Source organism: Brucella thiophenivorans, from assembly GCF_002252445.1.
Taxonomy (GTDB): Bacteria; Pseudomonadota; Alphaproteobacteria; order Rhizobiales; family Rhizobiaceae; genus Brucella; species Brucella thiophenivorans.
Genome location: NZ_NNRJ01000015.1, coordinates 403880 through 426803 on the forward strand (window position 1 = coordinate 403880; position 22924 = coordinate 426803).

A 22924-nucleotide genomic window follows, 5' to 3' on the forward strand; every position below is an offset into this window, starting at 1 on the left:
GCCGCTCCTTATCTTCAAGGAAGGCTTTGCAACATGCTTATCTGCTTAAAAAGCCTTATGAAACACGTAGGACGCGCTCCCAAAATCCCTTACTTTTAATCATTTTTCTCTTTGCCGGCTGTGATCCCGTCATCGCGTTCATCGGCATCGCCTGCACGTCGTGAGCGCGACTGCACTTTGCGCCGCATGAGATTCGCACGCAATTGTTCTGCACGCCGCTTTTCACGAGGATCGGGCTGGTTCTGTTTGTCGTTTTCGATCGTTTTTTCGCTCATGACTTCTTTGTACTACGGTAAAAAGCCCACGAAAAGCGGGTTTCGTCTTGTATGTCCAATGATTTCCACATTAAGTGAAAAGAAATGCAATTGCTTGCTTGCGGTTTGCGTAATGATGTGGCAGAAGTCCGCCGCGTTCAAGAGAATGCTGCGGTAGCTCAGTGGTAGAGCACTCCATTGGTAATGGAGAGGTCGAGAGTTCAATCCTCTCTCGCAGCACCATTCTATCTTCTTGAATTGGTGGAAATTCCTGAAAAATAAAGACTTTTGACGGCCTGCTGGTAAACAGAGGTGGTCCACATGAATTTTTATGCTTTTTCTTTAAAAGTACCTAAAGACTGGAACCTATTATTTCCAGGCAACTCGCTCTCGTTGATTTTGAAAGAGAAGGCTAGGGGCAAGATTGTCGTTTGGTCGGTCAACGAGAAACCCAAATCCAAAACGATAGGGGGGGCGTGGTTAGCCTCTCCGGCTACGAAAAATCTGCACAAACTAAGGTCTGTAATAGGGGAGCCGACGCTGCTTTATCAAATTTCTGGTAAGCTGGAGTTGTTGCCACCGGCTATTAATGGCCGGTGGCCGTGATTTATCAGCGGCGTCTGAGAATGAGAAAGTAAATCAGGATAACTGCGACAAGTGGGACGCCAAAAAGCCACATAACACCAGCTGTAAGCATAATGATCTCCTTGTTAATCAATAACAAAACGGGCTCTATGCTGTTTTGTTCCGCAGGTTGAGATCATTTTGAATGCCAGGCAGAGTTTTCAATCGTTATGACAACTGATGAAAATCCAAAATTCAATGAAGCTGGCGGGCCGAAGCCGAAAAAACTCAGAACTACACCTACGCTATAGCCCTCTATTAAGGCGTGATGCAAAGGATAAGCGGGGGGCGAGATGCGACCTTGCATTTTCGCGAGGGTCAAAGCCCCCAGCTTGTCTTTACGAAGGACGTTGCAGCAAAAATTCCTCCAGTTTCGCGAGCGTTGAACTCAACCCGACGAGATGATCCTCTTGTGCGATGCCTTCCGGCACATCCCGCGCAATGATCGAGACTTCAGTCGCATCGCCGACGGGACGTAGATGCGTCGTCATCATCATCGTCCCGGAATACGCGGGATCGTCGGATTGAAAAGCAATAGCCTCGGTCACTTCGCGATGCGGATCGAGGCGGACGAAGCGACTTTCGAATATATCCGAGCCGTCACCGGACTTACCCGGCTGGTCGAGATTGTCATAGCGAAGCGCCATGCGAAACCGCCCGCCTTCGCGGCGATCTAGTTCCAGCACCTCCGCCGCCATGCCGTCCGGCGCCCGCCACAATACCATAGCTTCGGGATGGACGAGGGCGGCATAGACCACATCGGCCGGAGCCTCGACAAGGCGAAGAGCGCTGTCCACTCTGTCGGGACGTGCATCGTAGCGGGCAAAGATGCCGCCCGTCTTCAACGTGCGGGCTTCCAGCAGTTTCAGATTCTGGCCTCTGCCCGACTTGAACAGCGGCGAGCCACGGCCAAGGGTCAACGGGGCCAGACAGATTCGGCATTCGTCCACCAGACCGTGCATCAGCAGCGTGTCCAGCAGGTCGGCGCTGCCAAACACATAGATGTTCTTGCCGGCCGTCGCCTTCTCTCGCCGCACGAAACTTACGACATCGGTATCCATGACCGCTGCATTGCGCCATGTCGTCTCTTCCACGCGGCGCGATGCGACCCGCTTGGGCATGCCGTTCATGGCTTCGGCTATGGCGCCGCTGGCCCTTTCCCAGTGGTCCTTCATGCCGTCATAGGTCTTTCGACCGAAAAGAAGCATGTCCATGTCTGCGAGCTGATCGAGCGAGATGGCTTCGAGCTCGTCCCCCCACACCGACTGATGGAAATCGAGATCCCAAGGTCGCGAACCTTGGAAGTGACCGTCGAGGCTCATCAGGTTCCAGGCAATCAGCTTGCGCATTCCATCCTCCGACTGGCTGCATATTGCAACTGGGAGCCTGACTTAACTGATTGCATAATGCAAGCAAACGATAAAGGCATGCGAATGCGCGAACAGAAGTCAGGCTGTCCCATCAACCAGGCGATGGAGGTCGTCGGCGACCGGTGGAGCCTCATCATCCTGCGCGACATGATGTTCGGCGGACATCGGCACTACCGGGCCCTGCTGGAAAACTCGCTCGAAGGGATCGCCTCCAACATTCTTGCCGCCCGCCTCAGGCGGCTGGTCGAACTGAGGCTGGTGACGCGCAACGACGATGGTCACCACAAGCAGAAGGTTCGTTACAGCATGACGGAGAAGGCCATTGAACTCCTTCCCGTCGTGGTGGCGGTCGGCGCTTGGGGCCGGAAATTCTGCCAGACGACGCCTGAACTGGCCATTCGTGCCCGGCTTTTGGAAGAAGGTGGCCCGGAGATGTGGGCAGCCTTCATGGATGAACTCCGGGATGTCCATTTGGGTCAGGAAAGACAGGGAGAGACGACGGCCGTCATTGCCGCATTGACCGATGCCTATAAGGCGACTGTCGAGAAAAGCAGCCACCCCGGCTGAAGCCCTCTGAACGTCACCCTCAGCGCTCATCCGCATCGGGGTATAGCGTAGAATCGGCGGCTTATTATCTCATCCGGTGGGATGCGGTGATCGGCGGCAGTATCGCGGTATAGAGGGCAACCGGCGGTGTTTGGCGGAGAGAGCGGGATTCGAACCCGCGATACGGTTCCCCGTATACACACTTTCCAGGCGTGCGCCTTCAACCACTCGGCCACCTCTCCGTCTGTTTTGCTGTCTTGAAATCCGTAAATACGGTAAGAACTCCTGCAAAGACGACACCGCTTAAATTCAGGCTTTGGTTAATTGCCAAAAGCAGATGCTGCGGCGGGCAATATAGCCAGAATACGCATATGTTCAACTGCTATTTGCCAGTTTTTGCGTTAAATTCCATTCGGCTGTGTGCAAACCGTTAGAAATACATTAAGTCATTGTTTTTTAATGATATGTTTTTTCACGAAATTATATTCCAGCCGACATTATGTCCAAAATTGGGGCTATGATACCATCCAGTGGGTAATCATGCAGAGATTGACTGACATAGAGCGTACAATTTTGCATGATGTTTTTGGATGAAATCGAAGGCAGAGAATCGTGTTCAGTTTTGTTTTTCGTTGTTTCTCGGTTGTGTTTTTGGCGCTGGCCGTCATTTTCGCTATTCTGGATGGTGCACGCTCAGTTGGAGCTTCAGAATTTGTCACGAAGCCACTTCTGGATATTTGGGCGCGTGGCGCACCGGAGTCCTTGGGGGATGTAGAAACGTTCGCGACGCACTATATAGGGACGACAGCTTGGGACAGGGCCTTTGTTCCTATGCTTGAGCAACCGGGTTGGCTCGTGTTCGGCGTTCTCGCACTTCTGTTTTATCTGGCTGGTTATCGTCGCAAAAAGCCTTATGGCAGTTTTAGTGCGCGTTAGTTCCCTTGCTCAGTTGTGTGTGGCTCGCATATTTGTGCTCTTCAGGAGGTGTTCAATGAGTTTCCTAGACAGCTATCGAAAGAAGGTTGAAATGCCGTCGCAGCAAGCGGCTTTGCCGGGTCGCAGCGATCCGCTGCCAACTGCATCTAAGCATTTCGTTTCAGGCTATTCGCTGAAAGGTCCATGGCCGGAAGGTTTTAAACAGATCATGTTCGGCATGGGCTGCTTCTGGGGCGCTGAGCGGCTTTTCTGGCAGGTGCCGGGTGTTTATGTGACTGCTGTGGGGTATGCGGGCGGGATCACGCCCAATCCGACCTATGAAGAAACCTGCACGGGTCTCACAGGGCATGCCGAGGTGGTGTTGGTCGTTTATGATCCGAAGGTTGTTAGTCTTGATGAATTGCTGACGCTCTTCTGGGAAGAGCATGATCCGACACAGGGTATGCGACAGGGCAATGATATAGGCACAACCTATCGTTCGGTGATTTATACATTTGATGCTGCGGATCGTGAAGCGGTTGAAAAGAGCAGGGATGCTTATCAGGCGGCACTGGCGTCGCGTGGTCTGGGTCCGGTCACGACGGAAATTGCTGATGCTCCGGCGTTTTATTACGCGGAAGATTATCACCAGCAGTATCTGGCCAAGAATCCGCATGGCTATTGCGGTTTGCGCGGAACAGGTGTGAGCTGCCCAATACCGGTGGCATCATAAGAAGCAAAAAATCGCGCGGTTAGCCCCGCGCGATTTTCTTATTTAAGATCAGCATGCCTTCATTCTCGCCGGTCAGTTCTTCAAAATCACCCCATGCCATTTTGCGGTAAAGATCAGGCTTGTAGGTGTAGAGATAAGCCTCGCTATAACCGAGATCATGAGCAGCCGTTTCAATCGCTGTCATGAGCGCTGTCGCAATGCCCCGCCCACGAAACTCTGGAGCAACCAACACACTCGCAACCCATGGTTTGAGATGTGGGTGGCTGTCGAGGTCGCTGTGAATCAGAAGAACAAAGCCTGCCAACTCACCATTCCAAAGCGCGGCACGCGCTGCCTGACCATCACTTGAATGGATAATATCCTGTAAGGCTGAGGCGACTTCTTCTTCAGTTGCGCCCGCTGCCTGTCCCCATTCGGCGTGGTTCCATTTTGCGCAAATTACTGCGAGATCTTTTCGATGTTCGAGAGTGATAATTTCAATCATTGTATTACCAGTGCGGTGGCTTCGTGATGGGAATTTCGGGTGCGGTTTGCCCTTCCAGCGTCAGAAAACGATCTGTCAGGGCCGAATGTTTTTTGTCGAGACGGTCTATCGTTTTCCATTGCTCCGCAATGACGGCAGAAAGCTCTTCAATCGTCTGTTCCTGTTGAGCAACCCGGATTTCAAGTTCTGTTAGGCGGGCTTCGGTAGACATGGGCGATGTTCCATACCAGTTGATATTGAAAAGACAAAAAATCCGCGTTGGCTGCTCAATACCGATTATCGAGTGGCCAATACGCGGATTACTATATTGCTTATCGTAAGGTTTGAAACTTACTTCGTGCCGTACATGCGGTCGCCAGCATCGCCGAGGCCCGGAATGATGTAGCCTTTATCATCAATGCGCTCATCGATCGAAGCTGTGAAAACATCTACATCCGGGTGGGCGCTCGTGAAGCGCTCAATACCTTCAGGTGCTGCGAGCAGGCAGAGGAATTTGATATTGGTTGCGCCGCGTTCCTTGAGCTTGTCGATTGCAGCAATAGCGGAATGGCCGGTGGCAAGCATCGGATCGACCACAATGATGAGGCGATTGACGATGTCTTCCGGCGCCTTGAAGTAATATTCGATGGGCTGCAGCGTATCGTGATCGCGATAAAGGCCGATATGCGCCACGCGTGCTGCGGGAACCAGATCCAGCATGCCTTCAAGAAGACCGTTACCTGCGCGCAGGATAGAAGCGAAAACCAGCTTCTTTCCTTCCAGCGTTGGCGCTTCCATCGGCATCATCGGCGTTTCGATATGCATGGTGGTCAGTTCAAGATCACGTGTCACTTCATAGCAAAGCAGCAGCGATATTTCTTTCAGCAAACGCCGGAAGCTGGCGGTTGATGTTTCGCGCTTGCGCATGATGGTAAGCTTGTGCTGGACAAGCGGATGGCTGACGACAATAACGCCCATGTTCTTTCCACTTTTCTTGTTATCTTTTTTGACTTTAACGGCGGATGGTGCCGGAGAAAACAAATGATGCGCGAGGCGCACAGTTTTCTATGTCTTTGACCATTTTAGACAGTTTCGCAAGTCTGGTGGATTGAATTTGCCACGTGAATCTCATCTGAGATCACAAAAGGGGTATCGGCCTGCGGTCTGTGCTTGTATCGTCCAGCACAAGCTTTATATGCATCAGGCAAACGGAAAACGGAGATCGGCTTCGTTTCGCACATGAACCGGCAGGATAGTTATGAGCCAGCAAAACGGCAATGCGCACCGCGTGGGCGCACAAGGTGGCATGGAACATTCATTCGGCTTCAAATCGGTCGATGAAGATGTCAAGCAAGGGCTGGTCAACGACGTTTTCCATAAGGTTGCGAAGCGCTACGATGTGATGAACGATGTCATGTCTGCTGGTATGCACCGCGTCTGGAAAGATGCGATGATCGCCTGGCTGGCACCTTCCAAACGTCCCGGCTACACATCGCTCGATGTTGCTGGCGGAACGGGAGACATTGCTTTCCGTATCGTTGAAGCGTCAGGCCGTCAGGCACATGTAACAATTCTCGACATTAACGGCTCAATGCTGGGCGTTGGTCGCGAGCGGGCGATCAAGAAGGGCCTTGCCGATAATCTCGAATTCGTCGAAGCCAGTGCGGAAGAGCTGCCCTTCGAAGATGCAAGCTTCGATGCCTACACGATTTCATTTGGCATCCGTAACGTGCCGCATATCGATATGGCGCTTTCAGAAGCCTATCGCGTGTTAAAGCCCGGCGGCCGTTTTATGTGCCTCGAATTTTCCGAAGTCGAAATGCCATTGCTGGATAAGATTTACGACCAGTGGTCATTTCAGGCAATCCCGCGCATCGGCAAGATGATTACGGGTGATGCCGATTCCTACAGCTATCTGGTAGAATCCATTCGCAAATTTCCAAAGCAGGAAGACTTTGCTCGTATGATCCGCAACGCTGGTTTTGAGCGGGTCAGTTATCGCAATTTCACCGGCGGAATTGCCGCACTTCATTCCGGCTGGAAGCTTTGAGACTGACATGAGCAATATTTCTGCGGCGCTGAGGTTGATGCGTGCTGGCTGGATCATGGCGCGCGAAGGCGTGTTGAGTTCACTGCCGGTTGATGATGATGCCGGTTTGCCCGCATTGGGACACAAGGTTGCCAAGCTGCTCGCGCGTAAGCGTGTGAAAGATGCACCTCGTTCGGAGCGTATTTCGCGCGCGATGAATAAGCTTGGTCCATCCTATGTGAAGCTTGGCCAGTTTCTGGCAACCCGCCCCGATATTGTCGGCAATGATGTCGCTGCTGATCTTGAATTGTTGCAGGATCGGCTTGATTTTTTCCCACAGGCGGAAGCGGTTTCTGCCATTGAAGGTTCTCTGGGTCGCAAGATCGATGATCTTTATGTGAGCTTTGATGCGCCGATTGCGGCAGCATCGATGGCGCAGGTGCATCCGGCCCATGTGATGAAGGATGGAGCGCCGCACAAGGTCGCGGTCAAGGTTATCCGCCCGGGCGTGCGCCAGCGCTTTGCGCGCGATCTGGAAAGCTTTTTCATGGTTGCCCGTATGCAGGAGCGCCATGTTCCTTTCACGCGCCGTCTGCGTCCTGTCGAAATGGTGAAAACGCTGCATCAGACCACGCGCATCGAGATGGATTTGCGCCTTGAAGCGGCAGCGCTTTCCGAGATCGCAGAAAATATCAAGGATGATGCTGGTTTCCGCGTTCCAAATGTGGATTGGGAGCGCACAGGCCGCGATGTACTCACATTGGAGTGGATCGACGGCATCAAGATGTCTGACATCGATGGATTGCGTGCGGCCGGTCTTGATCTTAAAAAGCTTTCAGAAACGCTGATCCAGTCGTTTCTGCGCCATACGCTGCGCGATGGTTTTTTCCATGCTGATATGCATCCGGGTAATTTGTTTGTCGATCCGCAAGGCATGATAGTAGCTGTGGATTTCGGCATTACCGGGCGGCTCAACAAGCAGCAGCGGCGGTTTCTGGCTGAAATTCTTTACGGCTTCATTACCCGCGATTATATGCGGGTTGCGGAAGTGCACTTTGAAGCAGGTTATGTGCCGCACACGCATGATGTGGCGAGCTTTGCGCAGGCTATCCGCGCCATTGGCGAGCCTATCCATGGTCAGCCTGCCGAAACCATTTCTATGGCCAAGCTTCTGACACTTCTGTTTGAAGTGACCGAGCTTTTCGACATGGAAACACGGCCGGAGCTTCTGATGCTTCAGAAGACTATGGTTGTGGTGGAAGGCGTTTCGCGCACGCTCGATCCGCATTTCAATATGTGGAAAGCGGCAGAACCTGTCGTTGGTGATTGGATCAGAAAGAATCTTGGACCGCAGGGCATGTTGATCGATGCAAAAGATGGTGTCTATTCGCTGCTGCATTTGACCCGCAAAACGCCGGAACTTGTAGCACGCGTGGAGCGCCTATCTGTGGCGCTTGATGAGATGGCGGTCAATGGATTGCGCTTTGATGAAGCGACTGCTGAAGCCATTGGCCGTGCGGAAGCGCGGCATTCGCGCTGGGGTCGCATTGCGCAGATCGTGATTGCAATTTCATCGGCTGCGATTGCAATCAAGCTCTATATCGAGCTTTAATTCAACTGTTTGTTGATTAATCAATAAAAGAGTGATTTCATTGATTGCACCGATAATGATCTGGTGCAATCAAATGGCTAGTATTACAATTCGCAATCTTGATGATGCCGCAAAAGAGCGGCTGCGTGTGAGGGCCGCTCGCAACGGGCGCTCTATGGAAGAAGAAGCGCGGCTTCTGCTTGGCGGTTTGGACGAGGTAAAGCCTGTAAGTCAGGCTGCGCCGGTTGCTGGTTCACTGCGCGATATGCGCATTCTTCTGATTATCAGTGGCGGGATTGCGGCTTACAAAGCGCCTGATCTCATTCGTCGTCTCCGTGAACGTGGCGCGCATGTGCGTCCCTTGATGACGGCAGCAGCGCAGCAGTTTGTCACAGCCCTGACCATCGGTGCGGTGTCAGCCGATCATGTTTACACTGATCTTTTCTCACGCCAGGACGAGCAGGATGTCGGGCATATCCGCCTTGCGCGTGATGCTGATCTGATTGTCGTGGCACCAGCCACCGCAGGCCTGATGGCAAAAATTGCAAACGGCATTGCAGATGATCTGGCAAGTGCTGTGTTGCTTGCGCGCAAAGTTCCGGTGCTACTTGCGCCCGCTATGAACCCCGCCATGTGGGACAATCCAGCAACGAAGCGCAATCGACTGACTTTGCAAAATGACGGTGTTCACTTTATAGGCCCCGAAAAAGGCGAGATGGCAGAAAGTGGCGAGGCGGGTTTGGGCCGCATGAGCGAGCCATTGGCAATTGTTGCTGCCGTTGAAAATCTGCTGGTCTCGCACGCAAGACCACTTTCAGGCAAGGTCATCGTCATGACGTCCGGGCCGACCCATGAGCCGATTGATCCGGTGCGCTATATCGCCAATCGCTCGTCGGGCAAGCAGGGGCATGCAATCGCTGCCGCACTGGCAAAGCTCGGCGCTAAAGTGCATCTGGTTTCAGGGCCTGTTACGATCCCAGACCCGCAAGGCGTAAACGTTATCCATGTTGAAACGGCGCGCGAGATGCAGGCCGCAGTCGAGCGTTATTTACCTGCCGATGCAGCAGTGATGGTCGCAGCCGTTGCCGATTGGCGCACGGCCAATGCTGCCGAGCAGAAAATCAAAAAGCAGCCGGGTGAGGGAGCACCAACGCTCAGTATGGTGGAAAATCCCGATATTTTGGCCGGCGTTGGCCACAGCGACAAGCGCCCACACCTTGTGGTGGGCTTTGCTGCCGAAACGCAGGACGTACTTGCCAATGCCGGGCGCAAGCTTGAAAAAAAGGGTGCGGACTGGATCGTCGCCAACGATGTTTCGGGTGATGTGATGGGCGGAGATCGCAACCGCGTGCGCATCTTAAGCCACGCCGGTATTGAAGAATGGCCGGAGATGAGCAAGGAACAGGTGGCGGAAAAGCTCGCGGAAAAGTTAGCGGTGACATTGCTGGATCTCAACAAAGCATAGGTAGTCTTCATTAAACATACGAACACTGAGTTGGAGTTTTAAAGGGCTGTAATCTGTATCACACTCTTTCATCTTTATATTTGGCCCTTTTTTTGAAGAAGCCGGATAGCATTGGGGGTGATCAGATGAAGTATGCTGCTGTTCCGGCCTTCTGGCTCTTCTTACAAGTTGGCGCAATGGCCTCAACCCAGACACCTGATCAACTATATGGCCCGCTGTTTGAAGCGGTTCAAATGCAGCGGGTGTTTAAGGACTCGAAAAGCTTTGCCGATGCGATTCCACTGGATGACCCTGCAAAGATTGTCGCGCTTTATAATGTACAGTCCAAATTGCTGAACTTTGACCTGAAAGATTTTGTTTCAAAGTATTTCGCGCTCATGCCAGATGCACATATGACGTATGTGAGTGTTGCTGGCGAAAATGTTTGCACTCATATCGACAAGTTATGGGATGTGCTGCGACGTGAACCCAGTGCGGATAAAAAGTCTAGTTCCTTGCTCCCTTTGCGCTATCCTTATGTTGTGCCGGGTGGACGTTTCAGTGAGATCTACTATTGGGATAGCTATTTCACGATGCAGGGCCTGATTGCCAGCGGCAGAGTCGATCTGGCTCAATCACTGGTGCGTAATCTGGCTGATCTTGCCACACGTTACGGCCATGTCCCCAATGGCAATCGCAGCTATTATCTGAGCCGTTCGCAGCCACCATTTTTAGCCGCCATGGTTGAGCTGCTGGTATCGGTAAAGGGCAAAGCGCAATATAAAGATTATCTTGCCGCTCTTGAAGCGGAATATGCCTATTGGATGGAAGGTGCGGAAAATCTGCGTCCGGGAGAGACCGCCCGCAATGTCGTTAAGATGCCGGATGGTGCGGTGCTGAACAGGTATTGGGATGACAGGGATATGCCGCGTCAAGAATCCTATTTTGAAGATGTCATAACGGCGCAACGGTCAAAGCGTGCAGCGCAAGAAGTCTATCGCAACTTGCGTGCCGGTGCTGAAAGCGGTTGGGATTTTTCATCGCGTTGGCTTAAGGATCCTCAGGACTTATCCTCTATAAGAACTATGGACATTGTGCCTGTCGATCTCAATACCTTAATTTATCAGTTAGAAAAAACGCTTGAGACCACTTACGGGCTTGATGGAGCCAGCGTTAAGTCTGCTCGCATGCATGAACGAGCGAAAGCCCGACAAAAAGCCATAAACGATTATCTCTGGAATGACTTAGATGGTTTTTATGTCGATTACTGGCTTGATGAAGCACAGCAGTCCCGACAGTTGACCGCTGCAACCGTATACCCACTTTATTTCCGTCTTTCCACAACGCAGCAGGCTGATAAAATTGATGCGGCCGTCAGGGAAAAACTATTAAAAGAGCATGGCCTGTCGACGACGATGCTGCAAACCGGACAACAGTGGGATGCGCCTAATGCCTGGGCGCCTCTACAATGGCTCGCCGCGCAGGGCTTTGCTAAATATGGCCATGAGCAGCTTGCCAAGGATATTACGAAGCGTTGGTCTTCGGCAGTTATCGCCACCTATCAGGCGACGGGCAAACTCACTGAAAAATACAATGTAAATGCTGCAGGCAAGGAAAGTCAGGCGGGCGAATACCCGACACAGGACGGCTTCGGCTGGACCAACGGGGTCTTGCGCGCTTTTTTGGCGCAAGACCCGTCTCTAGCTGGTGATGAGCCTGCCTGTCTTAGCAAATTTAAGCTTTCTCGCGGACCTGATAATCCTTAATCGTGGCAAAGCGGATGGCCTTCCAGCGCTCGGCTTCATAGTTGAGCGAGAAGCCATTTTGCGCGAGGAACACCGGATCATTGTCGAGATCATGCGCAATATCTGCACGATGGGAGGCGATGAAACGATCAAGCTCTGCGGGTTCGTCTGCCGTAATCCAGCGGCAAATCGAGAAGCGCGACATTTCAAAGCCTACGGGCAGCGAATATTCGATTTTGAGACGTTCGGTCAGAACGTCGATCTGCAGCGCGCCGACCACGCCGACAATCGCCGGAGAACCATCGTCTGGTACAAACAACTGCACCACACCTTCTTCCGCCATCTGTTGCAATGCTTCACGCAGCTTCTTGGCTTTCATCGCATCGTCAAGACGAACACGACGCAGGATTTCGGGCGCAAAATTTGGTACACCACGGAACAGAATTTCTTCGCCCTCGGTCAGCGTATCGCCAATGCGGAGCGTTCCGTGGTTTGGAATGCCGACAACATCACCTGCAAAAGCTTCATCGGCGATCTGGCGTGAACGCGCAAAAAAGAACTGCGGCGCAGACAGGCTCATAGGCTTTCCGGTGCGAACCAGCTTTGCCTTCATGCCTCGCGAAAGCTTACCCGAGCAGACGCGTAGGAAGGCTATACGGTCGCGGTGGTTCGGGTCCATATTAGCCTGAATCTTGAACACGAAGCCGGTCATTTTTTCTTCGGTCGCGCCGACCATGCGGGTATCGGCCTTCTGGTCGCGTGGCGATGGGCCAAAATCGCAGAAGGCTTCAATCAGGTCACGAACGCCGTAATTCTTAAGCGCAGAGCCGAAATAAACCGGCGTCATATGGCCTTCCTGAAAGGATGCGAGGTCGAATGGACGGCAAACACCCTGCGCCAATTCGAGACTGTCGATCCACGCCTGACGCTCATTTTCCGGCAGCAGCTTGGCTGCTTCTTCCGGACCGCTGACTTTAGTTGGCTGCTCTTCGGCATCCTTCTGGCGCACAGTGTTGTTGCGCAGATCATAGGTGCCAGCAAAGCTTTTTCCCGAACCAATCGGCCATGTGATGGGTGCTGTATCGAGTGCCAGCTTTTCCTCAATCTCGTCGAGGATTTCGAGCGGGTCGCGGGCTTCTCGGTCCATCTTGTTGATGAAAGTCACGATTGGAATATCGCGCATGCGGCAGACTTCGAAGAGTTTGAGCGTGCGTGGCTCGATACCTTTGGCGGCATCGATGACCATGACGGCGCTATCGACCGCAGTCAGCGTGCGATAGGTATCGTCCGCGAAGTCTTCGTGGCCCGGCGTGTCGAGCAGGTTGAAGATGCAATCTTTGTATTCAAACGTCATCACCGAAGTGACCACTGAGATGCCGCGATCGCGTTCGATATTCATCCAGTCAGAACGCGTCTGAATGCGATCTTTCTTGGCCTTCACTTCACCGGCAAGCTGGATAGCACCGCCGAAAAGCAGCAGCTTTTCGGTGAGCGTAGTTTTACCGGCATCCGGGTGCGCGATAATCGCGAAGGTACGGCGCTTTGAAACAGGATGGTCTTGAGCGGACATATAAAGAAACTCGTAATTGCGAAGTGATGGGCTGCGCAAAACACGCGCCGCGAAGATCTTGCGCTGCATCTAGCAGTCATTGGCTAAAAGGTCGAGTTGAAATGAAAAAGCGGCGTGATGCACGCCGCTTTTCAAGATTTATAACTTAGATGTTAGCGCTTGATACCAAGGCCAAATGCGATAAACGCCCACCCCTGAAAGATCAGATCAATAGCAAGGAACAGGCCAAGAATGAACAGGCTGTTGACCGGCCACTGGAATGCAATGACGAGACCGGCCAGTGCTGTGACAAGACCGGCAGCCACGATCCAGCCCCAACCGGCGGCTGGTCGGGATTTGAAGCCAAGCCAGATACGGAACAGCCCCGCGCCAAGAAGAGCTGCTGCAAGAAGGAAAGTCAGAACGCCTGCCGCCAAAATTGGATTGACGAAAGCAACGATACCGGCTGCTGCATAAAGCAGACCGCTCAAAAGCCAGAAAAAGAAGCTGCCCCATGTTTTCACACCGAATGCGTGGATAATTTCAATCACCCCCGCAACCAGCATCATGATGCCGACATAGTAGACCGAAACGACTGTCGCCAGAACAAGATTGCCAAAGGCGATGCCGCCAAGAATAATCAGTGCGACGCCAAGAGCGACGAACCAGCCCCATTTATGGGAGATTTCTGTTGGCAGGTTTGCCGGATTGAAATTACTTTGCGTTGTTGCCATGAGATGTCCCTCTGATTTCAAGTCCCGGAGCTAATATAAAGTAAATCGGTGTTTTGACCAGAGAGATGAAAAGAGATTGAGTTGATCGGCAGTTAGATTATATCTCTTGGCTGTTGCGTTGGTTTTTTTGGGGTAAGGTCGGTTCATGTTTGATATTCTTTCGCACTATTGGCCGCATATCCTCGCAGCATTATCTATTATCCTGGGAGCAATCGCAGCCATCCATGCAACCATGACCAAAGACGAGGTGCGCACAGCACTTGGCTGGGTCGGCGTGATTGTGCTTTCGCCAATCGTGGGAGCGGTGGTTTATGGTCTCGCTGGTGTTAACCGGATCAGACGCAACACGCTTAGTCATCAGCGCGAAAATCTCGGCAATATAGCGCTCTATCATCTGTCTCATTTCGACACGACCAATGATCGGGTGCGCGCAGCCTTTGGCCGACAGTTTGGCGCGATGAAAATCCTTGGCGACACTGTCAGCCTTTATGATTTTACCAGCGGCAACAATATCCAAATGCTGCAAACGGGCGACGAAGCCTATGATCAAATGCTGGAAGCCATTGGCAAGGCCGAGCGCAGCATCATGCTCGAAACTTATATTTTTGATCGTGACGCGATTGGCCAGCAATTTGCCGATGCTTTGGAAAATGCGATCAAACGTGGCGTTGAAGTCCGTGTGCTGGTCGATGCTGTGGGCGCGCGTTATTCTATTCCAAGCATTGTCGGTCTGCTCAAGGAAAAAGGTATTGCTGTCGATGTGTTCAACGGCAATATCATCATGGGACTGCGGCTGCCTTATGCAAACCTGCGCACCCACCGAAAAATCCTGATCATCGACGGCAAGCTTGCCTTTACCGGCGGAATGAATATCCGCGGCGCTTTTGTAAAAGCAATTGCTGGCGATGCGGTTGCATTCGACACGCATTTTCGCGTCGAAGGTCCGGCAATTGCCGATCTGTTTCATGTGGCATCCGAGGACTGGCGCTTTGCAACGGGCGAGTTGCTGACGGGTGACGCGTGGAGCATTGCGGCACCCAAAGACCCGCCCGGAACGGGCAAGTTGATCCGCGTTGTGGGTTCGGGACCGGACAAGAATATCGAAACCAATCATCGCATGATGATGGGCGCGTTTTCGGTGGCGCAGGAGCATATCTTGATCATGTCGCCTTATCTTTTGCCGGATCGCGAATTGATCAGTGCGCTGGTCACAGCCGCACGACGCGGCGTATCAGTCGATGTGGTTGTACCGGGCGTCAATAATCTCAAGCTGGTGGATCGCGCCATGCGTGCGCAGTTCGATCAGTTGTTAAAAGGCGGTTGCCGCATCTGGCGCGCAGGCGGGGCTTTCAATCACTCCAAGCTAATGACCATCGATGGTGCATGGTCCTATGTCGGTTCATCCAATCTTGATGCGCGTTCGCTTCGGCTGAACTTCGAAATCGACATGGAAATTCTTGATCGGGACGTCGCACTTCAGGTCGAGGAACGCATCGGCAAGGTGATTGAAACCAGCCGTGAAGTGAACCTCACTCGTCTTAAAAACCGCCCATTCTACGAGCGGCTGATTGATCGGATTATCTGGCTGGGCTCTCCGTACCTTTAGAGCATTTCTGGATTAGATTGAATCCTTGGAAATGCTCTATCTATTGGTTTTCACGCGCATCCTTTTCCGAAAACCGTTTCACACCTTTCGGGATGCGCTCTAGCCAACTGAACTTGAGTTGCTGGTCAGCAGCGACGGATTAACTTGTTCCAGAAGCTGTGCGGCAGTTTTGAGATCAAGATGCGCCTTGATCGGCAGATGATCGGACGCCATGCGTGCAAGCGGCGTGTTGTGCACCTCCACAGCCGTCACCAGATTATGCGGTGTGCCAAGCACCCGATCCAGTGCAAAGACCGGAAAGCGGGACGGAAAGCTCGGTACGGCGGTCGCAACATGATCGAACATCGGCATGAGCGACGCGAGCGACGAGCGCTTGCCAATACGCCATTCATTAAGATCGCCAATCAAAAGCGTTGGCAACGTGTCGGCTTCCTGCAAGGCGGACAGAATGCTTTCGGCCTGTTGTTCGCGGGAACGCTTCAAAAGCCCAAAATGAGCTGCGATCACCCGCAACGGGCCAGATGCAAATTGCAGATCGGCAACGAGTGCACCGCGTGGCTCTACCCCCGGCAATGAAAGTTGGCGGACATTGCGTACTACGCCTTCGCGAAACAGCAGCACATTGCCGTGCCAGCCATGGCCTTTGGGCATGGTTGCGGTGATCGGCACCGGCACGAGGCCGTGGCGCTTTTCGAGCAGGCCAAGATCAAGCAGACCGGAACGCTCACCAAAACGCTTGTCTGCTTCCTGCAATGCAATCACATCGGCATCGATTTCACTGATCACATCGGCGGTACGCTGCGGATCAAAAACCTTATCGACGCCAATGCATTTATGCACATTATAGGACGCGATGGTGATGTCACCTTCAGCGATATTGGCATGAAGCGGTCGGTAGCCGGGCCGGTTACGAATCGCGGTCAGTATTTTCTTGGAGATGCGACCTGGGCTTTTTTTCTTCTGCACCCTTTTCCTGCCTCGTTGGTTGCCGGTGTTCGATGAATGCATATAAATAGGGCATTTTGCAGTTTGAACAGTGTTTACGCTCTATCTTGTTATGAAACGGATGATGCGATCTGTCAGGCCGGTGTATGGCGGTTTAATCAGGTCAGTTGATGCTGGCCTATATTTAGTTAGAATCGGAATGGCTTTTGAGAATGTCAGAAAGCCATCATGGCCGTGATAATGTCCCATGCCGCTATGCCCGACACCGCCAAAAGGCAGATCACCACAGGCGAAATGATAAAGCGTGTCATTGATGCAGACGCCGCCGGCAACCACATGAGCGAGTATGGTTTCGATTTCAGCCGTGTTGTCGCTGAAACAATAAAGCGCCAGCGGACGCTCATGTTTCAACACAATTTCAATGGCTTCATCCGTTGAGCGATAACTTATGATTGGTAGCAGTGGGCCGAAAATTTCCTCATTCATAATTGCGCTGTCTGGCGTTGGCTCAAGAATGACTGCGAGTGCCATTAATCGTGCATGGCTTTGTGGGGGCGATGCCTCCATGAGGGGAATCACGGCTTCACTTTTATCTTTGGCATTATCAAGCAGCCCTGAAAGACGCGCATATTGCATGTCATTGATAATCGTTGTTCGGTCATTAGCGGCGGAATTCCCCGAATAGCGCTTTCGCGTTTCTTCACGCAACAACCCCACAAATTCATCGCGCCTGCTTTGATGGATCAGTACATAATCGGGTGCTATGCAGGTTTGGCCTGCATTGAAATATTTACCTGTGGCAATGGATGCGGCTGCGCGCTTGAGATTTGCGCTTTCACCAATGATGGCTGGCGATTTTCCACCAAGCTCTAATGTTACCGGCGTGAGATTTTCTGCCGCGGCCTTCATGATCTTGCGGCCAACGGCGGTTGATCCGGTGAAAAACAGACGATCGAAGGGCAGCGTTGAAAATGCTGCCGAAAGGCTGGCATCGCCAAGAATGACGGTGGCCCGATCATCCGGAAACACATCGGCAATCAGCTTGCGGAGGAACTCGGAAGTTTGCGGCGTGTGCTCGGAGGGCTTGAGAATGACGTGATTTCCGGCAGCAATGGCTGCCACAAGCGGAGCAAGTGCGAGATTGACCGGATAATTCCACGGCGAAATAATACCCACCACGCCAAGCGGCACAAAGCGAAGTTCTGCTTTGGCAGGCCAGAGCTTCCAGCCCGCCTTGCGGCGCTGCGGTTTCATCCAGCGCTTGAGATGATGCAGCGTGTCGTCAATCTCGGAGAAAACAACGCTTGCTTCACCCAGCAACGTTTCATGGATAGAGCGGTTGCCGAAATCTGCATTGATGGCCTGTGCCATTTCATCAAGCCGCTCGTGGAGAAGCTTGCGCAACAAACGCAGATCATCGACGCGCTGTTCATAGGCAGGTCGATGGTCGATCCAGCTTTGTCGCACGCGCTGAAAGGTGGTGTGTAGCTGAGGATCAGCGCTCATAGGCAAAGTTCTCTGTTGAGCGGGCAAAAAGGAATTGCGCGGCATAATAAGTGCCAAGAACCCAAAGTCCGGCAAGCGGAATGGGCGTGTGAAAACGATTAAAGGCAAGCAATGTGTCGCTCACCATAAAGAACAGCCCACCAGCCGCAGCAAGCCAAGCACTATAATGCCGAATGGTTTCGGGCGCGATTGAAATTGCACGACTGAAAGCCTGCGCTGCCATAATGCCAATTGCGCTCGCATAAATCACAACCGGAATTTTCATCGCATTTGGCACGCTTGACCACAGGCCGGCAATGATAGCAATTGCGAGGACGGCAAACACCACGAAAACAATTTTGTTTTCTGCAAAGTGCGTCTTGCTGCACAGCGCATAAGTATAAATGCAATGGGTGATAAGAAAGCAGATCAACCCGGCAAGAAAATAATCGCCGGGAAGCATAAGAAAAAAATCACCAGCTGCGGCAACTGCCAGACCAATGGCAATCGCAAAGCCATAGGTCTTTGAGATCAGGCGAGGGGCATTGAGGATTGCGCAAAGCAGAAGCAATGTGGCTGCAGGCTTGGTGAGATAATGCAGATAGCGCCAGAAGCTACTATCGCCATTCTGGCTCAACAAGCTGCTTAAAACAGCACAGATCGCACATATCAGAAAAAGCCGGTAAAACACGCCTTGTCGTCCAAAATCCATGAGACTTTTGTGGCGCATTCTCTCTCCCCCTTTTGCGTCATCCCAGGCTAATTTGACTATTGTTCTATATGCCTTTGCTCGTCTGCCTTCTCGGTTTTCCGACGGCGTTTGCGACCGATCCGTTCTGCGCGCGTCGATAGCTCTGCATTGCCTTCCAGATCAGATTGCATAATGAGCTCATGTTGTTTCAGCCAACGGATCATTGCGCCGAATTCAAGATCATAGGCGGGCTGGTTCATTGGAGCTGTTCCTCAAATCAGGTTTTGCAGGCGAAGGATGCGCGGAGTTGATGCGTGTGGCAAGGCCCAAAGCTTTGCGGGGCGCTTAAGGATGATTGGTTAACTTCTTATTAACCATTCGCTATCACTATAGCACCATAACTGTTGCGGTGACTGCGGATGTACCAGCACTGTCAACAGCGCGAAAAGGCCGGGAAATCCCGGCCTTTTTCATTTTCCGCTGGATAAATTTTCGGCAACAAAAAAGCCCGCTTTCACGGGCTTTTTGGGGTGCTTCTGGACCTTGGTAGTGGTCTGAAGACTTGGAAATGGTGCCCAGAAGAGGACTCGAACCTCCACGCCCTTGCGAGCGCCAGCACCTGAAGCTGGTGCGTCTACCAATTCCGCCATCTGGGCGACGAGGATCGATCTAAGGGGTGGGCCCGCCTCTGTCAATCATGATTTCGCACTTCAATCAGCTTTTTTTCACATCGCTGTAATTCACGCTGAAAAAGACCATAAAATGAAGATCGGGCGTGGGGCATTCAAGCCGCCGCGCCCGAAAAATTATTATGCAGAAAGCACTTCCTTGGAAGCGACAGTCGAATCGGCATTAAGCTTGTAGATAATTGGAACGCCGGTGTTGAGTTCCTGCTTAAGAATCTCTTCCGGTGTCAGGCCATCAAGCGCCATGATCAGTGCGCGCAGTGAATTGCCGTGCGCTGCAACGAGAACAGTTTCGCCACGCAGAACATGTGGCTGGATGGTGTGAAGATAATAAGGCCAGACGCGTGCGCCGGTGTCCTTCAGGCTTTCGCCTCCTGGAGGAGGGACGTCGTATGAACGGCGCCAGATATGAACCTGTTCTTCCCCCCATTTGGCGCGCGCATCGTCTTTGTTGAGACCGGAAAGATCACCATAATCGCGTTCATTGAGTGCCTGATCGCGGATGGTTTCAAGGTCTGACTGGCCGAGTTCATCCAGAATATGCTGACACGTCACCTGCGCGCGCGACAGCACTGAAGTGTAGGCGAGGTCAAACTTAAGACCGGCAGCCTTCAAACGCTGGCCAGCCGCTTTGGCTTCAGCATGGCCCTGCTCGGTCAAGCCCGGATCGCGCCAGCCGGTGAAGAGGTTCTTAAGGTTCCATTCGCTTTGGCCATGGCGGACCAGGACGAGGGTACGAGACATCGCAGCACTCCGTTGAGATAAAAGATCAGTTAGTCGTTGAGCCCAAGAACATCGAGCATGGAATAAAGGCCGGGCTTTTTGCCGTGCGCCCAAAGCGCCGCCTTCACGGCTCCACGCGCAAAAATAGTGCGGTCTTGCGCATGATGGGAAAGGGTAATGCGTTCGCCTTCACCTGCGAGGATTACCGAGTGATCACCGATGACTGATCCTCCGCGCAAAGTTGCAAAGCCGATTGTGCCTTCTTCACGCGGACCAGTATGACCATCACGTACACGCACGCTTTTCTCAGCAAGATTGATCGAACGTCCCTCGGCTGCGGCTTCGCCCAAAAGAAGCGCTGTTCCTGACGGAGCATCGACCTTATGCTTGTGGTGCATTTCGAGCACTTCGATGTCGAAATCTTCGGGGCCGAGCGCCTGTGCGGCTTTCTTGATAAGGCCCGACAGCAAGTTAACGCCGAGGCTCATATTCCCGGATTTGACGATTGTTGCATGGCGTGCTGCGGCGCTCAGCTTTTCTTCCTCTTCGAAAGAAAGACCTGTGGTGCCGATGATATGAACGATACGTGCCTGTGCCGCGAGAGCCGCATAATTGAGTGTTGCCGACGGGGTGGTGAAATCGAGAACGCCATGCGCTTTTGCAAAAAGCGGCAACGGATCATCACTCATAGCCACACCGAGATTACCAACACCCGCAACTTCGCCGGCATCCTTGCCGAGAAATGGCGAACCCGCACGCACAATTGCGCCCGTCAAATGTGCCCCTTCAATTGCGTGAATGGCACGGATAAGAGTCTGCCCCATGCGACCGCTTGCGCCCACAACAACAAGGTTCATTTCAGAAGTCTCAGTCATTGGTCTTTTTCTCCGCACCCGCATTGCCGATAAGATTGTCATTTCTGCCGCCCTGAAGCTCATAGAAACGGGCATAGACTCCGTTTGGTATTTGAATCAGATCATCATGGCGACCTTCTTCGATCACGTGGCCTGCTTCCATCACAACAATGCGGTCGGCATTGACGACGGTGGAAAGACGATGTGCAATCACGATAGTCGTGCGATTTTTCATGACATGATGAAGCGCCTGCTGAACACGCTTTTCCGACTCGTTATCGAGCGCGGATGTCGCCTCATCAAGCAGAAGCACAGGCGCATCGCGAACAATGGCACGGGCAATCGAGACGCGCTGGCGCTGGCCGCCTGAAAGTGTCACACCGTTTTCACCAACAGGAGTATCGTACCCCTGCGGCTGCTGCAAAATAAACTCATGTGCATTGGCAAGCTTTGCCGCTTCAACGATTTCTTCCTGTGTCGCACCAGGGCGACCATAGCGGATATTATCGGCAATCGAGCCTTCAAACAGATAAGGCTGCTGCGAAACATACGCCACCGAATGGCGCAGCGAGTGCTTTGTCACCTTGGAAATATCCTGTGCGTCGAATAGGATTTTACCATCGGTGACATCGTAAAAACGCTGCACGAGATTGATGAGGGTGGATTTACCCGCTCCCGATGCGCCGACAATTGCGGTTGTCTGGCCTGCTTTGGCGGTGAAGCTCACGCCGTACAGAACGGGTGCGACATCGCTGTAAGCAAAATGGACGTTCTGGAAATCAATCTCGCCTTTACCGGGCTTTAGAGGCAGGGCATCCGGCGCATCACCCTGATTGGGCTCAATATCTAGCACTTCATAGATCATGCGGGCATTCACCAGCGCACGCTCAAGGCCGACTTGCAAACGTGCAAGACGTCGTGCCGGGTCATAGGCCAGTAGCAAGGCGGTGATGAAAGCAAACATCGAGCCGGGGGGCTGCTGATTGAGGATCGCATTATAGCCGCTATAGGCAAGCACACCGGCAATGGCAAAACCTGCCAGAATTTCGGCAATGGGCGTGGTGCGTTCGGATACGCGGGCAATCTTATTACTGCGGTTTTCTGCCTGATCAATGAGAACGCTGATCTTGCCGCGCAACTGATCTTCCATCGTGAAGGCTTTCACAATGGCAACACCCTGCACGGTTTCCTGCATGGCTCCCAGAAGATGGGAGTTGAGATGAACGAGATCGCGGGTCACAGTACGGATGCGGCGCGAAATATAAGCAACCGCCAGAACGAGTGGCGGGCCAATGAGGAAAACCACAGTCGACATGAACGGATCGGTATAAAACATCATGCCGATGAGACCGATAAGCGCTACGAAATCGCGCGCAATCGAGGTGATCGTCATGTTGAGAAGATCGCGTATGCCGTTCACATTCTGGTTGATCTGTGCTGCAAGATGGCCCGATCGCGTATCATTATAAAAATCGAGACCAAGCTTGAGTAGATGATCGAAGATGCGCTTCTGATAGCGCGCAACGAGATTATTGCCGATCTTGGCAAGCTCGACGGCCTGAACATAACTTGAAAGTCCGCGCAGCACGAAAATGCCTAAGATCGCGCCGCAGATCACCCAGATAAGACCGATTTTCTGCTCATAGAAAATCTTGTCGATCATCGGCTTCATCATATAGGCCAGCGCGCCATTGGAAGCGCCGACGATGAGAGAAGCGGCAATCGCGATCGCATAGCTTGCCTTATACTGGCTCGCATTCTCCGACATCATGCGACGAATGACGCGCGTGGCTTCGCTCGGATCGATCTTCTTCTTTTTCTTCTTGCGTAAGCTCAAGGGCAAAGTGCTTTTTATCTGTCAGCCGCTGGCTGTCGTTGATCATGCATTTTCGCGTGTCTGTTTGGACAGGAAACGACAAAGGCTGCAATGGAATATT

23 protein-coding genes and 3 tRNA genes are annotated in these 22924 nt (G+C 52.5%); 10 read left to right on the forward strand and 16 right to left on the reverse strand.

Features of this window, described 5'->3' with window-relative positions; genetic code table 11:
* Nucleotides 1-95 precede the first annotated feature (95 nt).
* Complete coding sequence (locus tag CEV31_RS06870; RefSeq protein WP_094506279.1) at nt 96-275, reverse strand: hypothetical protein; 180 nt, start codon at nt 273-275, stop codon at nt 96-98.
* 147 nt (nt 276-422) lie between these two features.
* Between CEV31_RS06870 and CEV31_RS06875 the strand changes: the two genes are divergently transcribed.
* Nucleotides 423-497 (forward strand) — tRNA-Thr (locus tag CEV31_RS06875).
* Nucleotides 498-575: 78 nt separating this feature from the next.
* A complete protein-coding gene (locus CEV31_RS06880; RefSeq protein ID WP_094506280.1) occupies nt 576-860 on the forward strand; it encodes a hypothetical protein in 285 nt (94 codons plus the stop codon).
* Between the two features lie 356 nt (nt 861-1216).
* Here the strand turns inward: CEV31_RS06880 and CEV31_RS21275 are convergent, their stop codons facing one another.
* On the reverse strand, nt 1217-2227 hold the full coding sequence (locus CEV31_RS21275) for a dihydrofolate reductase family protein (RefSeq protein ID WP_235818045.1): 1011 nt from the start codon (nt 2225-2227) through the stop codon (nt 1217-1219).
* Nucleotides 2228-2311: 84 nt separating this feature from the next.
* Between CEV31_RS21275 and CEV31_RS06895 the strand changes: the two genes are divergently transcribed.
* Complete coding sequence (locus CEV31_RS06895) at nt 2312-2815, forward strand: winged helix-turn-helix transcriptional regulator (RefSeq protein WP_094506561.1); 504 nt, start codon at nt 2312-2314, stop codon at nt 2813-2815.
* A gap of 131 nt (nt 2816-2946) precedes the next feature.
* Here the strand turns inward: CEV31_RS06895 and CEV31_RS06900 are convergent.
* Nucleotides 2947-3036, reverse strand: a tRNA-Ser gene (locus tag CEV31_RS06900).
* A gap of 370 nt (nt 3037-3406) precedes the next feature.
* Between CEV31_RS06900 and CEV31_RS06905 the strand changes: the two genes are divergently transcribed.
* Nucleotides 3407-3730: a hypothetical protein gene (locus CEV31_RS06905; RefSeq protein WP_094506281.1), complete on the forward strand. Its 324-nt coding sequence runs from the start codon at nt 3407-3409 to the stop codon at nt 3728-3730.
* 55 nt (nt 3731-3785) lie between these two features.
* On the forward strand, nt 3786-4442 hold the full coding sequence (msrA, locus tag CEV31_RS06910; protein WP_094506282.1) for a peptide-methionine (S)-S-oxide reductase MsrA: 657 nt from the start codon (nt 3786-3788) through the stop codon (nt 4440-4442).
* Nucleotides 4443-4461: 19 nt separating this feature from the next.
* Here msrA and CEV31_RS06915 read toward each other — a convergent pair whose 3' ends face one another.
* From CEV31_RS06915 to upp, 3 genes are all read right to left on the reverse strand, one after another.
* Nucleotides 4462-4926 carry a GNAT family N-acetyltransferase gene (locus CEV31_RS06915; RefSeq protein WP_094506283.1) on the reverse strand — a complete coding sequence of 155 codons (465 nt, stop codon included), beginning with the start codon at nt 4924-4926 and terminating at the stop codon, nt 4462-4464.
* Between the two features lie 4 nt (nt 4927-4930).
* On the reverse strand, nt 4931-5137 hold the full coding sequence (locus CEV31_RS06920) for a SlyX family protein (RefSeq protein WP_094506284.1): 207 nt from the start codon (nt 5135-5137) through the stop codon (nt 4931-4933).
* 119 nt (nt 5138-5256) lie between these two features.
* Complete coding sequence (upp, locus tag CEV31_RS06925; RefSeq protein ID WP_094506562.1) at nt 5257-5883, reverse strand: uracil phosphoribosyltransferase; 627 nt, start codon at nt 5881-5883, stop codon at nt 5257-5259.
* 280 nt (nt 5884-6163) lie between these two features.
* On the opposite strand from upp, the gene ubiE reads away from it, so the two are divergent.
* The 4 genes from ubiE to treA all read left to right on the forward strand — a co-directional run bounded on the left by ubiE (nt 6164) and on the right by treA (nt 11735).
* The gene (ubiE, locus tag CEV31_RS06930; protein ID WP_094506285.1) at nt 6164-6955 is read left to right on the forward strand and encodes a bifunctional demethylmenaquinone methyltransferase/2-methoxy-6-polyprenyl-1,4-benzoquinol methylase UbiE; all 792 of its coding nucleotides are present in this window, start codon (nt 6164-6166) and stop codon (nt 6953-6955) included.
* Between the two features lie 7 nt (nt 6956-6962).
* Nucleotides 6963-8546 (forward strand): 2-polyprenylphenol 6-hydroxylase, encoded by a 1584-nt coding sequence (gene ubiB, locus CEV31_RS06935; protein ID WP_094506286.1) that lies wholly within the window; start codon nt 6963-6965, stop codon nt 8544-8546.
* 73 nt (nt 8547-8619) lie between these two features.
* Nucleotides 8620-9990, forward strand: a complete 1371-nt coding sequence (gene coaBC / locus CEV31_RS06940) for a bifunctional phosphopantothenoylcysteine decarboxylase/phosphopantothenate--cysteine ligase CoaBC (protein ID WP_094506287.1) — start codon at nt 8620-8622, stop codon at nt 9988-9990.
* A gap of 125 nt (nt 9991-10115) precedes the next feature.
* Complete coding sequence (treA, locus tag CEV31_RS06945; RefSeq protein ID WP_143850909.1) at nt 10116-11735, forward strand: alpha,alpha-trehalase TreA; 1620 nt, start codon at nt 10116-10118, stop codon at nt 11733-11735.
* On the opposite strand, the gene CEV31_RS06950 is transcribed toward treA, so the two are convergent.
* Both CEV31_RS06950 and CEV31_RS06955 read right to left on the reverse strand, forming a co-directional pair.
* A complete protein-coding gene (locus CEV31_RS06950) occupies nt 11704-13284 on the reverse strand; it encodes a peptide chain release factor 3 (RefSeq protein ID WP_094506563.1) in 1581 nt (526 codons plus the stop codon). The genes treA and CEV31_RS06950 overlap by 32 nt on opposite strands.
* A 152-nt stretch (nt 13285-13436) precedes the next feature.
* Entirely contained in the window at nt 13437-13997 is a 561-nt protein-coding gene (locus CEV31_RS06955; protein WP_094506289.1) for an HdeD family acid-resistance protein, read from the reverse strand.
* Nucleotides 13998-14142: 145 nt separating this feature from the next.
* On the opposite strand from CEV31_RS06955, the gene cls reads away from it, so the two are divergent.
* Entirely contained in the window at nt 14143-15603 is a 1461-nt protein-coding gene (gene cls / locus CEV31_RS06960; protein ID WP_094506290.1) for a cardiolipin synthase, read from the forward strand.
* Between the two features lie 99 nt (nt 15604-15702).
* Here the strand turns inward: cls and CEV31_RS06965 are convergent, their stop codons facing one another.
* From CEV31_RS06965 to CEV31_RS07000, 8 genes are all read right to left on the reverse strand, one after another.
* A complete protein-coding gene (locus CEV31_RS06965; RefSeq protein WP_094506291.1) occupies nt 15703-16569 on the reverse strand; it encodes an endonuclease/exonuclease/phosphatase family protein in 867 nt (288 codons plus the stop codon).
* Between the two features lie 81 nt (nt 16570-16650).
* Entirely contained in the window at nt 16651-18054 is a 1404-nt protein-coding gene (locus tag CEV31_RS06970) for a coniferyl aldehyde dehydrogenase (protein ID WP_094506292.1), read from the reverse strand.
* Nucleotides 18044-18763 (reverse strand): lysoplasmalogenase, encoded by a 720-nt coding sequence (locus CEV31_RS06975; RefSeq protein ID WP_094506293.1) that lies wholly within the window; start codon nt 18761-18763, stop codon nt 18044-18046. The genes CEV31_RS06970 and CEV31_RS06975 overlap by 11 nt, the downstream gene beginning before the upstream one ends.
* Before the next feature lie 38 nt (nt 18764-18801).
* Nucleotides 18802-18984: a hypothetical protein gene (locus tag CEV31_RS06980; RefSeq protein ID WP_094506294.1), complete on the reverse strand. Its 183-nt coding sequence runs from the start codon at nt 18982-18984 to the stop codon at nt 18802-18804.
* A 309-nt stretch (nt 18985-19293) separates the two neighbouring features.
* A tRNA-Leu gene (locus tag CEV31_RS06985) sits at nt 19294-19380 on the reverse strand.
* Between the two features lie 153 nt (nt 19381-19533).
* A complete protein-coding gene (locus CEV31_RS06990; protein WP_094506295.1) occupies nt 19534-20154 on the reverse strand; it encodes a 2,3-bisphosphoglycerate-dependent phosphoglycerate mutase in 621 nt (206 codons plus the stop codon).
* 29 nt (nt 20155-20183) lie between these two features.
* Entirely contained in the window at nt 20184-21008 is an 825-nt protein-coding gene (gene dapB, locus CEV31_RS06995) for a 4-hydroxy-tetrahydrodipicolinate reductase (RefSeq protein ID WP_235818046.1), read from the reverse strand.
* Nucleotides 21001-22824, reverse strand: a complete 1824-nt coding sequence (locus CEV31_RS07000; protein WP_094506296.1) for an ABC transporter ATP-binding protein — start codon at nt 22822-22824, stop codon at nt 21001-21003. Before CEV31_RS07000 ends, dapB begins: the two co-directional genes overlap by 8 nt.
* Between the last annotated feature and the right edge of the window lie 100 nt (nt 22825-22924).

Excerpts from the sequence above, each read along its gene's own strand:
- CEV31_RS06920 (WP_094506284.1), bottom strand. The coding sequence starts at position 5,137 with ATGTCTACCGAAGCCCGCCTAACAGAACTTGAAATCCGGGTTGCTCAA.
- coaBC (WP_094506287.1), top strand. The coding sequence starts at position 8,620 with ATGGCTAGTATTACAATTCGCAATCTTGATGATGCCGCAAAAGAGCGG.
- dapB (WP_235818046.1), bottom strand. The coding sequence starts at position 21,008 with ATGACTGAGACTTCTGAAATGAACCTTGTTGTTGTGGGCGCAAGCGGT.
- CEV31_RS06990 (WP_094506295.1), bottom strand. The coding sequence starts at position 20,154 with ATGTCTCGTACCCTCGTCCTGGTCCGCCATGGCCAAAGCGAATGGAAC.
- upp (WP_094506562.1), bottom strand. The coding sequence starts at position 5,883 with ATGGGCGTTATTGTCGTCAGCCATCCGCTTGTCCAGCACAAGCTTACC.
- CEV31_RS21275 (WP_235818045.1), bottom strand. The coding sequence starts at position 2,227 with ATGCGCAAGCTGATTGCCTGGAACCTGATGAGCCTCGACGGTCACTTC.
- ubiE (WP_094506285.1), top strand. The coding sequence starts at position 6,164 with ATGAGCCAGCAAAACGGCAATGCGCACCGCGTGGGCGCACAAGGTGGC.
- CEV31_RS06955 (WP_094506289.1), bottom strand. The coding sequence starts at position 13,997 with ATGGCAACAACGCAAAGTAATTTCAATCCGGCAAACCTGCCAACAGAA.
- treA (WP_143850909.1), top strand. The coding sequence starts at position 10,116 with ATGAAGTATGCTGCTGTTCCGGCCTTCTGGCTCTTCTTACAAGTTGGC.
- CEV31_RS06975 (WP_094506293.1), bottom strand. The coding sequence starts at position 18,763 with ATGCGCCACAAAAGTCTCATGGATTTTGGACGACAAGGCGTGTTTTAC.
- ubiB (WP_094506286.1), top strand. The coding sequence starts at position 6,963 with ATGAGCAATATTTCTGCGGCGCTGAGGTTGATGCGTGCTGGCTGGATC.
- CEV31_RS06970 (WP_094506292.1), bottom strand. The coding sequence starts at position 18,054 with ATGAGCGCTGATCCTCAGCTACACACCACCTTTCAGCGCGTGCGACAA.
- CEV31_RS06950 (WP_094506563.1), bottom strand. The coding sequence starts at position 13,284 with ATGTCCGCTCAAGACCATCCTGTTTCAAAGCGCCGTACCTTCGCGATT.
- CEV31_RS06895 (WP_094506561.1), top strand. The coding sequence starts at position 2,312 with ATGCGCGAACAGAAGTCAGGCTGTCCCATCAACCAGGCGATGGAGGTC.
- cls (WP_094506290.1), top strand. The coding sequence starts at position 14,143 with ATGTTTGATATTCTTTCGCACTATTGGCCGCATATCCTCGCAGCATTA.
- CEV31_RS06870 (WP_094506279.1), bottom strand. The coding sequence starts at position 275 with ATGAGCGAAAAAACGATCGAAAACGACAAACAGAACCAGCCCGATCCT.
- CEV31_RS06880 (WP_094506280.1), top strand. The coding sequence starts at position 576 with ATGAATTTTTATGCTTTTTCTTTAAAAGTACCTAAAGACTGGAACCTA.
- CEV31_RS06915 (WP_094506283.1), bottom strand. The coding sequence starts at position 4,926 with ATGATTGAAATTATCACTCTCGAACATCGAAAAGATCTCGCAGTAATT.
- msrA (WP_094506282.1), top strand. The coding sequence starts at position 3,786 with ATGAGTTTCCTAGACAGCTATCGAAAGAAGGTTGAAATGCCGTCGCAG.
- CEV31_RS06980 (WP_094506294.1), bottom strand. The coding sequence starts at position 18,984 with ATGAACCAGCCCGCCTATGATCTTGAATTCGGCGCAATGATCCGTTGG.